The organism is Knoellia tibetensis (assembly GCF_048606415.1).
GTDB classification, from domain to species: Bacteria; Actinomycetota; Actinomycetes; order Actinomycetales; family Dermatophilaceae; genus Knoellia; species Knoellia tibetensis.
Genome location: NZ_JBMBWF010000004.1, coordinates 82806 through 95379, shown reverse-complemented (window position 1 = coordinate 95379; position 12574 = coordinate 82806). Strand labels below are relative to the sequence as shown.

13 protein-coding genes are annotated in these 12574 nt (G+C 71.7%); all 13 read right to left on the bottom strand.

The genetic code is table 11. The features are described 5' to 3' along the window. Positions 1–57: 57 nt before the first annotated feature. Positions 58–981, bottom strand: a complete 924-nt coding sequence (locus ACOJV7_RS15680; protein WP_420191157.1) for an RluA family pseudouridine synthase — start codon at positions 979–981, stop codon at positions 58–60. Beyond that, positions 974–1480, bottom strand: a complete 507-nt coding sequence (locus ACOJV7_RS15675; RefSeq protein WP_420191156.1) for a signal peptidase II — start codon at positions 1478–1480, stop codon at positions 974–976. The genes ACOJV7_RS15680 and ACOJV7_RS15675 overlap by 8 nt, the downstream gene beginning before the upstream one ends. Positions 1481–1566: 86 nt before the next feature. Further along, a complete protein-coding gene (locus ACOJV7_RS15670; RefSeq protein WP_420191155.1) occupies positions 1567–2421 on the bottom strand; it encodes a TraR/DksA family transcriptional regulator in 855 nt (284 codons plus the stop codon). Between the two features lie 197 nt (positions 2422–2618). After that, positions 2619–4001 (bottom strand): DivIVA domain-containing protein, encoded by a 1383-nt coding sequence (locus tag ACOJV7_RS15665; RefSeq protein ID WP_420191154.1) that lies wholly within the window; start codon positions 3999–4001, stop codon positions 2619–2621. A gap of 71 nt (positions 4002–4072) precedes the next feature. Then, entirely contained in the window at positions 4073–4348 is a 276-nt protein-coding gene (locus ACOJV7_RS15660) for a YggT family protein (protein WP_420191153.1), read from the bottom strand. Between the two features lie 47 nt (positions 4349–4395). After that, on the bottom strand, positions 4396–4884 hold the full coding sequence (locus ACOJV7_RS15655) for a cell division protein SepF (RefSeq protein ID WP_420191152.1): 489 nt from the start codon (positions 4882–4884) through the stop codon (positions 4396–4398). 54 nt (positions 4885–4938) lie between these two features. Continuing rightward, positions 4939–5637 carry a YggS family pyridoxal phosphate-dependent enzyme gene (locus ACOJV7_RS15650; protein WP_420191151.1) on the bottom strand — a complete coding sequence of 233 codons (699 nt, stop codon included), beginning with the start codon at positions 5635–5637 and terminating at the stop codon, positions 4939–4941. Continuing rightward, entirely contained in the window at positions 5634–6356 is a 723-nt protein-coding gene (gene pgeF, locus ACOJV7_RS15645; protein WP_420191150.1) for a peptidoglycan editing factor PgeF, read from the bottom strand. Before pgeF ends, ACOJV7_RS15650 begins: the two co-directional genes overlap by 4 nt. Positions 6357–6441: 85 nt before the next feature. Continuing rightward, on the bottom strand, positions 6442–7743 hold the full coding sequence (ftsZ, locus tag ACOJV7_RS15640) for a cell division protein FtsZ (protein WP_420191149.1): 1302 nt from the start codon (positions 7741–7743) through the stop codon (positions 6442–6444). 257 nt (positions 7744–8000) lie between these two features. Beyond that, a complete protein-coding gene (locus tag ACOJV7_RS15635; protein WP_420191148.1) occupies positions 8001–8777 on the bottom strand; it encodes a cell division protein FtsQ/DivIB in 777 nt (258 codons plus the stop codon). Then, on the bottom strand, positions 8774–10219 hold the full coding sequence (gene murC / locus ACOJV7_RS15630; protein WP_420191147.1) for a UDP-N-acetylmuramate--L-alanine ligase: 1446 nt from the start codon (positions 10217–10219) through the stop codon (positions 8774–8776). The genes ACOJV7_RS15635 and murC overlap by 4 nt, the downstream gene beginning before the upstream one ends. 2 nt (positions 10220–10221) lie before the next feature. Further along, positions 10222–11328 (bottom strand): undecaprenyldiphospho-muramoylpentapeptide beta-N-acetylglucosaminyltransferase, encoded by a 1107-nt coding sequence (gene murG, locus ACOJV7_RS15625; RefSeq protein ID WP_420191146.1) that lies wholly within the window; start codon positions 11326–11328, stop codon positions 10222–10224. Continuing rightward, positions 11325–12572: a putative lipid II flippase FtsW gene (gene ftsW, locus ACOJV7_RS15620; RefSeq protein ID WP_420191145.1), complete on the bottom strand. Its 1248-nt coding sequence runs from the start codon at positions 12570–12572 to the stop codon at positions 11325–11327. Before ftsW ends, murG begins: the two co-directional genes overlap by 4 nt. Positions 12573–12574 lie beyond the last annotated feature (2 nt).

Genomic DNA, 12574 nt, shown 5'->3' with positions numbered 1-12574 from the left:
GCCATGGTGAGACGGAAGAGGCCTGTGAGAAGGGGGCTCACGGCATACGGAAGGTCGTCAGAGGCGGTCGAGGGCGACCTGGAGGTCCTGCGGGTAGCGGCTCTCGAAGGTGACCCAATCCCCGGTGCCCGGGTGCTCGAAGCCGAGCCCGACGGCGTGCAGCCACTGCCGCTCGAGGCCGAGCCGCTTGGCGAGGACCGGGTCGGCGCCGTAGGTGAGGTCGCCGACGCACGGATGGCGCAGGGCCGCGAAGTGGACGCGGATCTGGTGGGTCCGCCCGGTCTCGAGGTGGATCTCGAGGAGGCTGGCGTGGCGGAAGGCCTCGAGCAGCTCGTAGTGGGTCACGGCGTGCTTGCCGGACTCCATGACGGCGAACTTGTAGTCGTGGCCGGGGTGACGACCGATCGGCGCGTCGATCGTGCCCACGAGCGGGTCCGGCAGGCCCTGGACGAGCGTGTGGTAGGTCTTGTCGACGGTGCGCTGCTTGAACGCCCGCTTGAGCACGGAGTAGCCGCGCTCGCTCTTGCAGACGACCATGAGCCCGGACGTGCCGACGTCGAGCCGCGACACGATGCCCTGGCGCTCGCTCGCGCCGCTCGTCGAGATGCGGTAGCCGGCGGCCTTGAGCCCGCCGAGGACCGTCGGCCCGGTCCAGCCGACGCTCGGGTGCGCCGCGACACCGACCGGCTTGTCGACGACGACGATGTCGTCGTCATCGTGGATGATCGTCATCCCGGGGACGGGCTCGGCGATGACCTCGAGGGTCGGGCTGGGGTCGGCACTCGGAAGGGTCACCTCGAGCATGTCTCCCCCGTGGACCCGGTGCGACTTGCCGACGTGGGCGCCGTTGACGGCCACGCCACCATCGGCCGCGAGGTCCGCGGCGCGCGTGCGCGAGAGCCCGAAGAGCCGGGCGATCGCCGCGTCGACGCGCTCACCCTGCAGGCCGTCCGGGACGAGCATCGTGCGGCTGTCAGACATCTGCGTCCCCGGACGTGGCCTCGGTGCCCCGGTGCCCGTCACCGGCCTCGTGCCTGCCGTGGGTCACGCCCTCGAGGGGGATGCCGCGCACCGCGAGGACCGCGCCGAAGGCCGCGGCGACGACGATCGCGATGTCCGCGACGTTGCCGATGAAGAGCCCGAAGTAGTCGATGAAGTCGACGACGTGCCCGCGCCCGAACCCGGGCGCCCGCAGGATGCGGTCGATGAGGTTGCCGATGGCGCCACCGAGCAGCATGCCGAGCGTCACCGCCCAGCCGCCGTGACCCACCCGTGTCGCCGCGCGCCCGACCCACACGACGATGCCGAGCGCCACGAGCGTGAGGAGCCACGTGACGCTGTCACCGAGCGAGAAGGCCGCACCGGGGTTGCGGATGAGGTTGAGCCGGAGAGCCGGGCCGAGAAGGTCCCGGGGCTCGCCGGGGGTCAGGGCTCCCAGTGCCCACACCTTGCTGCCCTGGTCGAGGACGAGCGTGAGCACGCCGACCCCGAGGAGGAGCGCAAACAGCCGCGACCGGCCCTGGCGTTCTTCCGGGGCCGGTGCGGGGGTGGACTGGGGGCTGGAGATCAGCGGCGTTCCTGTTTCGTCTTGCATCGCATGCATAGGGTCGCACGAGGTGCGGCCTGGAGGCGAAGTTTGCCGATCGGCTGGCCGCACGACTCGCACACGCCGTAGGTGCCGTCGTCGAGACGCTCGAGGGCGTGCTCGTTCTGGTGGAGCATCTCGCGGGCGTTGTCGGCGAGGGCGATCTCCTGCTCGCGCTCGTAGGTCTTGGCCCCCGCGTCCGCCTGGTCGTCGCCGGCGCCGTCACCGGAGTCGCGCAGCAGGTCCGACAGCTCGGACTCGGCGTGGGCGAGCTCGGTGCGGAGCAGGGCGATGTTGGCCTCGATCTCGGCCCGGACCTCGCGCAGCTCCTTCGCGGTCCAGGGCGACTCGTCCTCGCGGACGACGAGTGCCTTCTTGGCGGTCTTCTTCGCTGGGGCCTTGGCGGGAGCAGTCACGGCGGATGCCTTCCTCGCAGGGGCCTTGGCGGCCGTGGTCTTCGACGCAGCGGCGCTGGCGGCCGGTGCCTTCTTGGCGGCGGCCTTCGTCGCCGGTGCCTTCTTGGAGGCGGCCTTGGTCGCCGGAGCCTTCGTCACGGCGGCCTTGGTCGCCGGAGCCTGCTTCGCCGTCGCCTTGGTCGCGGGAACCTTCTTCACCGCTGGCTTGGTCACCGCTGCCTTGGTCGCCGGGGCCTTCTTCGCCGCAGCCTTGCTGGCCGGAGCCTTCGTCGCGGCGGCCTTCGTCGCGGCGGCCTTCGTCACGGGGGCCTTCTTTGCCGCGACCTTGCTCGCCGGGGCCTTCTTCGCGGCCGCCTTCGTCGCCGCGGTCGTGCCGGATCCAGCCTTGGTGACCCCCGAGGGAGCGCGCTTGCCAGCCATGAGTGTCCTCACTCGTCAACGAAGGTCGGGCCCGGGAGGGCTCGACCGCGTGCGGCGAGGATAAGCCCTCGTGATGCCCTTCACAACGCAAAACGCCAGACCACCTCGAAGGTTCGCGCACGGCATACGTGCTGGTGGGAAGGCGAAGGGCGCCCGGTCGACGACCGGGCGCCCTTCACGTGGCGTGACGTCGGACGTCACTGGTTCTGCTTGGCGGCTTCCTCGACCTCGACGTCGACGGCCGTGTGGTCGAGGTCCTTGAGCTGACCCTCGATGTAGGCCTTGAGACGACCGCGGTAGTCGCGCTCGAAGCCCCGCAGCTGCTCGATCTTGCGCTCGAGCACGGCCCGCTCCTCGCTCAGCTCCTGGAGGATGGCCGCCTTGCGCTGCTGCGCCTCGTGGACCATGCCCGTGGAGCGCTCGCGAGCCTCGGTGATGAGCTCCTCACGCTTGGCGTTGGCCTCGGCGAGCATCGTGTCGTGCTGCGTCTGGGCCGTCGAGATGAGCTCGTCGTGCTGCGACTGCGCGGTGCTGATGAGCTCGTCGTGACGGGCCTGCGCAGTGCTGATGAGCTCGTCGTGCTTGGACTGGCCCGTGGTCACGAACTCGTGGTGCTTGGACTCACCGGTCGAGATGAGCTCGTCGTGGCGGGACTGGGCCTCACGCACGAGCTCGTCGCGACGGGTCTCACCGGCGGAGACGTGCTCGTCGTGGAGGCGCTGCGCGAGCGCGAGGACACCGGCTGCGGAGCCCGCACCGGCACCGGCACCGGTGAGTGCGGCGAGGTCGCCGCTCCCCTCGGGGGCCTGGCCCTGGGCGCCGGCCTTGGCCACGCGCTCCTGCGCCTCGGACTCGGCCTGCTCGGCCTGCGCCTTGGCCTCCTGGATGCGACGCTGGGCGTCCTGCTCGGCCTCCTCGACCCGCGCGCGCAGCGTGGCGAGCTGCTCGTCGGCGGAGCTGTTGGCCTTGTCGTAGGCGGCCTGGCGCTCCTGCTCGTTCTTGGCCGACGCGGCCTCGAACTCGGCGCGCTGGCGGTCACGCTCGGCGGCGATGGAGTCACGCTCACCCAGGAGGGAGTCACGCTCCTCGGCGAGGGAGTCGCGCTCACCGAGAAGGGCATCGCGCTCGCCCACGAGCGAGTCGTGGCGGCCGCGGACGTCGGCGAGCTCGCGCTCGGACTCGGCGAGCTTGTCCTCGAGCTCGCGCACCCGGGCCTCGAGCTCGTTGGTGCGGCGGGAGGCGTCCTCGGTCTGGCCCTGGGCGTGCTGGTTCTTGCCCTCGAGCTCCTCGAGCTCGCGCACGCGCGCCTCGAGCTCGGTGTTGCGGCCCTCGAGCTTGGCGATCTCGGCCGAGCGGTCGGAGGCGGCCGGAGCCGGCATCGCCTGGGTGACGGGCTCGAGCCCGCGGCCCTGGCGGCAGTCGTTGAGCTGCTTGCGCACCTCGTCGTCGGCCTTGGTCATCCGACGCATCTCGGCGACGATGTCATCGAGGAAGTCGTCGACCTCGCGCTCGTCGTAGCCGCGTCGGAACTGGGTGGTCGTGAACGTCTTGTTGAGGACGTCCTCGGGCGACAACGCCATGTCAACTCCTCTGTGTCGATCGGTTCATGGGTGCCCCGCGCCAGGGAGGACCTGGGGCTCGACGATCCAGCCTAGAGGATCGCGAGAATGAGGTAGAGGCCGAGCACCAGGACGAGAAAGCCCAGGTCGATCGACGCGCCGCCCAGGCGCAGCGGCGGGATAACCTTGCGCAACGCGTTGAGGGGCGGGTCGGTCAGGGTGTACACGGCCTCGGCGATGACGAGCACGACCCCGCGCGGCCTCCAGTCGCGAGCGAAGACCCGGATCCAGTCGAGGATGAGCCGCCCGAAGACCACGAGGAGGTAGAGCCACACGACGAGTGCGAGCAGCGAGCGCACGGAGTTCATGGCGACAGTCTGCGTGAACGTCCTGGAACCCGGATGTGCTGGGGGGGTCAGCTCTGGTTGAACAGGGTGCGACCGGGGGCGGCCGCCGCCTCCTCGGCGTTGACCTCCACCGTCGAGGGCGACAGGAGGAAGACCTTGGCCGTGACCCGCTCGATCGCGCCGTGCAGCCCGAAGACGAGTCCGGCCGCGAAGTCGACGAGGCGCTTGGCGTCGGCGTCGTCCATGTCGGTGAGGTTCATGATCACCGGCGTGCCCTCGCGGAAGTTCTCGCCGATCGTCTTGGCCTCGTTGTAGGTGCGCGGGTGGATCGTCGTGATCCGCGAGATGCCGGAGGCCTCGGGGGTGCGCACGACCTGCGCGACGCTGCGACGCGTCTGCAAGGGGGTCACCTCGGCCTGCCGCTCACGCGGCTCGCGCGGCTCCTCGGCCTCGTAGTCGTCCGCCGCGTCGTACTCGTCGTAGGCCTCGTCGTAGTAACGGCCCTCGTCCTCGGCCAGCCCGAGGTAGACCATCGTCTTGCGCAGCGCGCCAGCCATGAGTACTCCTAGTGCGAATGGGCGGCCGGGGTGACCGTTGTACGTGAAAAGAAGTTACCCAAGTGACGGACGAGTTCCGAGTATTGCCGTCCCGACACGCAGGTGTGTCGCACCTTCGGCGACGGCGTCCTCGAGGTCGGCGCTCATCCCGGCCGAGATCCACGTCGCATCCGGGTGACCTGCCCGTATGCCGTCCGCGACCTCCCGCAGCCGCGCGAAAGCACGTCGCGGGTCACCTCCCAGGGGTGCGACCGCCATGACCCCCCTCAGCCGCAGCGCCTCCGCCTGGGCGACGAGGTCCGCAAGTGCGGGCACGTCGTCGGGGCGCGCCCCTCCCCTGCCCTCCTCGTCGTCGAGGGCGACCTGGAGCAGGACGTCGAGCCGGCGGCCGTGCCGCTGTGCCCCGCGGTCGAGCGCCGTGACGATCTTGGCGCGGTCGACGGACTGGACGACGTCGGCGTAGGCGGCGACGTGCGCGGCCTTGTTGGACTGGAGCTGGCCGATGAAGTGGACGGTGACGTCGTCGCGACGCGCGAGGTCGACGACCTTGGCACCCGCCTCCTGGTCCTTGTTCTCCCCGATGTGGCGGACCCCGAGGTCGACGAGGTGGTCGACGTCGGTGGCGGGGAAGTACTTCGTCACGACGACGAGCTCGACCTCGTCGACGTCCCGGCCGGCGGTGGTCGCCGCGCGCTCGATGCGGGCGCGGACCTCGCCCAGCCGCGTCGCGAGCTCGTCGCGCCGCGAGGTCACGTGGCGCTCCTGACGATGACACCGGCGAACCTGCCAGTGGTGCCGTCGCGCCGGTAGGAGAAGAGAGAGGTGTCCTCGCGGGCGCAGCCGGGGACCCAGGTGAGGTCCTCGACCCCGGCCCGTCGCAGCTGGGCCACGACGCCGGCGGCCACGTCGATCGCCGGGGTCCCGGTCCACGCCACGGCACTCGCCTCCGGGCTGACCTCGGCGGCCGAGTCGCGCATGTCGGCCGGCACCTCGTAGCAGCGTCCGCACACGCTCGGACCCACGACGGCAGCCACCCGCGTGGCGCCGAGGCCGCGCATCGCCGAGATCGCCTGTGCGACAACGCCCTTGGTCATTCCTGGCCGTCCCGCGTGCACGGCCCCGACGATGCCTGCATCCGCGTCGGAGAGGAGCACGGGTGTGCAGTCGGCGACGAGCACGGCGAGGGCGAGGTCGGCCTCGGCCGTGACGACGCCGTCGACGGGCAGGGGCCCAGCGGGCCGCTCGGTGACGACGGCGACGTCGCTGCCGTGGCACTGGTCCATGAAGACGAGCCGTCCGGGGTCGACGCCGATCTCGCTCGCTACGCGGGCACGGTTCTCCCGCACCGCATCCGACGAGTCGCCCACATGACCACCGAGGTTGAGGCCGGCATACGGGGGTTCGCTCACCCCACCGGAGCGGTCGGTGAACGCACGGCGGATGCCGCCCAGGTCGTCGCGCCAGAAGAACACGACTCCACCGTAGACGCGCCGAGGGCGACCGGTCGGAACCGGTCGCCCTCGGCGGGATGTCGCTCAGCGACTCATTCGTGCAGCCTCACTTGAGGAAGTCGGGCACGTCCAGGTCGTCGCCGTCGTCGAAGGTGACGGTGCGCGGCGGGGTTGGGCGCTGCTCCGACTCGTGTGACCGCTGCGCCGAGACCGAGGCCTCGACCGGCTGGCGCACGGGCTCCGCGATCGGCGGGGCCGCCTGCGCGGAGGTGGCCGGGCGGGTCGGCTCGGCCTGCGCCTGCCGGTGCACGGGCTCGCCGCCGTGACCGTTCTGGGAGACCGCCGGCCGCGCGGCCGCGGGTGCGGCCGGCTGGGACTGCTGGGCCTGGGCGGCGGCCTGCTGGGCCTTGCTCGGGCCCTGGATGCTGCCGATGCCACGCTCGTCGGGGCGCTTGGCGGGCGTGCCGCCGTCGAACCCGGCCGCGATGACTGTGACCCTGACCTCGTCGCCGAGGGCGTCGTCGATGACCGCGCCGAAGATGATGTTGGCCTCGGGGTGCGCGGCCTCCTGGACGAGACGCGCGGCCTCGTTGATCTCGAAGAGGCCGAGGTCACTGCCACCCTGGATCGAGAGCAGCACGCCGTGGGCGCCGTCGATGCTCGCCTCGAGGAGCGGGCTGGAGATGGCGAGCTCGGCGGCCTGCACCGCGCGGTCCTCGCCGCGGGCCGAACCGATGCCCATGAGCGCCGAGCCGGCGCCCTGCATGACGGACTTGACGTCGGCGAAGTCGAGGTTGATCAGACCGGGGGTCGTGATGAGGTCGGTGATGCCCTGGACACCCGAGAGGAGGACCTGGTCGGCGCTCCGGAACGCGTCGAGCATCGAGACCGCGCGGTCGCTGATCGACAGGAGCCGGTCGTTGGGGATGACGATGAGGGTGTCGACCTCCTCGCGGAGGTTGCCGATGCCGGACTCGGCCTGGTTGGCGCGGCGGCGGCCCTCGAAGGTGAACGGGCGCGTCACGACACCGATCGTCAGGGCGCCGAGGCCCTTGGCGATGCGCGCGACGACGGGAGCACCACCGGTGCCGGTGCCACCACCCTCGCCGGCGGTGACGAAGACCATGTCGGCGCCCTTGAGCACCTCCTCGATCTCCTCCGCGTGGTCCTCGGCGGCCTTCTTCCCGACCTCGGGGTCGGCGCCGGCGCCGAGACCGCGGGTCAGCTCGCGGCCGACGTCGAGCTTGACGTCGGCGTCGCTCATGAGCAGCGCCTGGGCGTCGGTGTTGATCGCGATGAACTCGACACCCTTGAGCCCGACCTCGATCATGCGGTTGATGGCGTTGACACCACCTCCACCGATGCCGACGACCTTGATGACGGCCAAGTAGTTCTGTGGTGTTGCCACGGTGTGGGCCTTCCCTGAGAGTGCTGAGTTCATGCTGTCGTTCGACGGTGTCTACCCGCCCACCTGCGACAAAGCCTCGACGTGAGGTCAAGAGTCACGGTTTGGTCACGACCCGATGTAGCGACGCTAGGCGGCGAGGGGGCCTCATGCAACGAGCGCGCGGGCGTGTCGCGGTCGAGTCCGGACCATTCTTGCCCACCGCCGTCACGGCGGTCACACCAATCCCACCAGCCACAGGAACCACGCGTGCGAAACCCTCAAGGTGAGGGAGACGCGGACGGCGACGGGCCGCCTCGCGTGACCGGCGTGTCCGGGGCGCTCACGTCGATGACCTCGGGCTTCGTCGGGAGCAGCGCACGCAGGATCGCGAGCTTGCGCGGCGCGTCGTCGGCGCCTCCCCACACCACCTGGACGCCGCCGAGGGTGAAGGACACGAGGTTGGCGGTGCTCACCTCGATCGCCGACACCTGGTGGGCGAGATCGGGCGGCAGGACCTGCACCATCGAGAGCGCTGCCTCGAGCGCCTCCTTGGTCGTGCCCTTCGAGGACGCCGCGCGAACGAGGGGCACACCGGCGGGAGGCGTCTTCACGATGTCGTACGAGACGCCGGTCGCATCCACAACCTCCAGTTGACCCTGAGGGTTGCGGAGCACCAGGGCGGGGGCCCGAGACACGGTCCTGACCCGCAGCGTCGAGGGCCAGCCGCGCTCGACCGACACCTCGGCGACGGTCTTGCGGGTGCGCACGCGCTCCTCGACGGCCTCGACGTCGACTCGAGCCAGAGGGGTCCCCACCGGCACCCGTACGAGCTCGGTCACCGCCGCGCGGTCGGCGCCGGAGACGCCGGTGAGCTCCACCGAGCGCACCGAGAGGAGGGGGCTGAAGAGGACGACCCAGGCGAGGCCCGTCACGCCGCCGACCGCGACGAGCGTCCACAGCACGCGCAGCCAGGGCCGACGACGGCGCTGGAGGGCACGCTCGCGGAACCTGGGGTCGGCCTGCGGCTGGCGCGTCGGGGCGCCCACGCCGCTCATCCGTCCCCCAGCGCCGAGAGCATGTGGCCGGCGAGCTCGGTGACGTCGCCCGCGCCGACGGTGAGGACGAGGTCGCCGTCCGTGGCCAGCGCCGCGACGGCTGCCGCCACGTCCGCGAAGGTGCCGCCGACGGTCACCGTCCGCTGCCCCGGCAGTGCTCGCAGGGGGCCGGCGACGAGCTCACTCGTCACGCCCTCCATCGGCTCCTCGCGGGCGCCATAGACGTCGAGCAGCGCGACCGTGTCGGCCGGGGCCAGACCGGCGGCGAAGTTCGCGGCGAAGTCGCGGGTGCGCGAGTAGAGGTGCGGCTGGAAGGCCACGTGGAGACGACCGCCACGACGTGCGGCGATCTCGGCGGCGGTCGACACCACGGCCGCGACCTTGCCCGGGTTGTGGGCGTAGTCGTCGACGACGGTGACGCCACGGACCTCGCCGCGGACCTCGAAGCGGCGGCGTGCGCCGTCGAACTCGGCGAGCCCGTCGAGGACGAGCGACCGGTCGGCACCGAAGCCCTCGGTCGCGGCGAGCAGCGCCGCGGCGGCGTTGAGGGCGTTGTGCGCCCCAGGGGTGCGCAGACGCAGCGTCGCCTCTCCCCCACCGGGCAGGTGCAGCGTCGTCGTCGTGCCGATGCCCTCGGGATCGGGGCGGTGGTCGGAGAGCCGGAGGTCCGCGTCCTGGGCGAAGCCGTAGGTGAGCACCCGGGTGCCCGACGCGTCCGCACGGGCGGCCAGCCCGGCCGAACCGGGGTCGTCGGCGCAGGCCACGAGGACGCCGGCGGGCCGCAGCGAGGCGACGAACTCGGCATAGGCCTCCTGGACCGCCTCGAACGTGCCGTAGAAGTCGAGGTGGTCGGGCTGGACGTTGGTGACGACCGCGACCTCGGGGCGGTAGACGAGGAACGACCCGTCGCTCTCGTCGGCCTCGACGACGAAGACGTCGCCCTCGGCCCACGCGGCGTTGGTGCCCTGCCCGGTGAGCTCTCCACCCGAGGCGAAGGACGGGTCGAGGCCGGCGTGCTGGAGCGCGACAGTGAGCATCGACGTCGTCGTCGTCTTGCCGTTGGCGCCGGCGACCGCAGCCGGGCGCGCGTCCTTCATCGTCGTGGCGAGACCTTGGGAACGGTGCAGGACGAGGCACCCGGCGGCGCGCGCAGCGGCGAGCTCGACGTTGGACTCGGGGATGGCGGACGAGATGACGACGGTGTCGGCGCCCTCGACGTTGGCGGCGTCGTGACCGACGACGACACGCGCGCCGAGGCCACGCAGGGTCTCGAGGACGGCACTGTCCTTGGCGTCGGAGCCGCTCACCTCGACGCCGCGGGCGAGCAGGATCCGCGCCACCGCGGACATGCCGGCGCCGCCGATGGCGATGAGGTGGACCCGGCCCAGCGTCTCGAGCCCGGGGACCTCGGTGGTGAAGTCGAACCGGGGGTTGCGCGCCATGGTCACGACCCCCCGGAGGCGGCGTCGGCCACGAGGTCGGCGAGGAGCTCGTCGCCGTCGCGCTCACCGACCGATGCCGCGGCGGCAGCCATCTCGCCCAGCCGCGACGCGTCGCGCAGCAGCGGGACGAGAGTCGACTCGATCCAGCCCGCGGTGAGGTCGGCGTCGTCAACGAGGAGACCACCACCGGCGGAGACGACCGCCTGCGCGTTGAGCCGCTGCTCGCCGTTGCCGATGGGCAGCGGCACGTAGGCGGCGGGAAGCCCGACGGCGGTGAGCTCGCAGACCGTGTTGGCGCCCGAGCGAGCCACGACGATGTCGGCCGCTGCGTAGGCGAGCTCCATGCGGTCGGCATAGGGCACGACGACATAGGGCGCACCGGCGTCGCCCTCGTCGACGGGGAACTCCTTGCCCACGCCCGTGACGTGCAGGACCTGGACACCGGCCGCCCGGAGCGAGCCCATGGCGGCGCGGAACGCCTCGTTGATGCGCTGGGCGCCGAGCGACCCACCCGTCACGAGGACGGTCGGCCACTGCGGGTCGAGCCCGAAGGCGGCCAGCGCCTCGGCGCGGCTCGCGCGGCGGTCGAGGAGCGCGATCTCGCGACGCAACGGCATACCCGTCACGGTGGCACGCGGGAGTGGGGTCCCCGCGAAGGTGACCGCGACGTGCTTCGCGAAGCGGGCGCCGAGCTTGTTGGCCAGGCCGGGGCGAGCGTTCTGCTCGTGGATGACGACGGGTATGCCGCGCCGTCGCGCCGCGAGGTAGGCGGGCGTCGCGACGTAGCCGCCGAAGCCGACGACGACGCGCGCGCCCGACGACGTGATCGCCTCGTCGGCGGCCGCAACGGCCCGACGCAGGGCACCCGGCAGCCTCAGCAGGTCGCCCGACGGTCGCCGCGGCATCGGCACCTTGGGCACGACCTCGAGGTCGTAGCCGCGCGCGGGGACGAGACGCGCCTCGAGCCCTTCGGCCGTGCCGAGCGCGACGATCCGCACGTCGGGCTCGCGGCGGCGCAGGCAGTCGGCAAGGGCGAGGAGCGGGGAGACGTGACCCGCGGTGCCGCCGCCCGCGAGCAGCACCGAGCCGACGGAGGGAGCTGGGCTCATCGGTTCGACCGCCGCTTCGGCAGGACGGCGAACGAGCGCTTGACGAGCGAGGGACGCCCGGCGAGGGCCTTGGCGCAGCCCGGCTCGGCGCGCGCGAACGAGAGCAGGATGCCCAGGGCGAGCATCGTCGTCACGAGCGAGCTGCCACCGGAGGAGACGAGCGGCAGCGGGACGCCGATGACGGGGAGCAGCCCGATGACGGCGCCCACGTTGATCATCGCCTGGACGATGATCCAGCTCATGATGCCGGCGGTGGCGACGCGGACGAAGAAGTCCGAGGAGCGCATGACGAGCCGGTAGCAGGCAAGCGCGAGGACGACGAAGAGCGCGAGGACCATGATCGTGCCGGGCAGCCCGAGCTCCTCGCCGATGATCGCGAAGATGAAGTCGTTGTGCGGCTCCGACAGCCACTCCCACTTCTCGCGCGACTGGCCGAGCCCGACGCCGGTCCACCCGCCGTCGGCGAGGGCGTAGCGGCCGTGGATCGACTGCCGCGCCGCGCCGAACTGGTCGGTGTCGCGCCCCAGCCAGACGTCGAAGCGGCCGAGCCGGTTGGGGCTCGTGACGACGAAGGTCACGGCGATCGCGGCGAAGGCGGAGGCAGCCAGTGCGAACCAGCGGCCCGGCACGCCTGCGGTGTAGAGCACCCCGCCGACGACCGCCGACATGACGAGCACGGTGCCGAGGTCGTGGCCGAGGAGGACGAGGCCGATCGCGACCATCGCGACGGGCATGACGTAGGGCACGAGCGCGTGGGAGACACGGCCGATCTGCTTGCGCTTGGCCGAGAGGATGAGTCCCCCGCTGAGTGCGAGCCCGACCTTGAGCAGCTCGGAGGGCTGCATGGTGAAGAACCCGAAGTCGAGCCAGTTGCGGTTGCCCTTGACGTCGATGCCCAGCGGGGTGAAGACGAGCGCCTGGAGCACGAGCCCGGAGCCGAGAAGGGGCAGGGTGAGCCGCTTCCATGCCGTGACCGAGAGCCGGGACGCGATGAGCAGGGCGACGCCTCCGATGAGCGCGAAGGCCATCTGGCTGATGAAGATCGAGTAGGCCGAGCCCGAGTCGGTCGCCTGGAGCGAGGACACCGTCGAGGCGGACAGCACCATGATGAGGCCGAAGCCGACGAGCACCGAGGTGACCCCGACGAGGACGTAGTAGGTCGTCACTGGCCGGTCGAGCCGCTCGAGCCACGCGGGGACGGCGCCGAAGCTGCGCTCCGTGCTCGAACCGGTCGTGCTGCTCACAG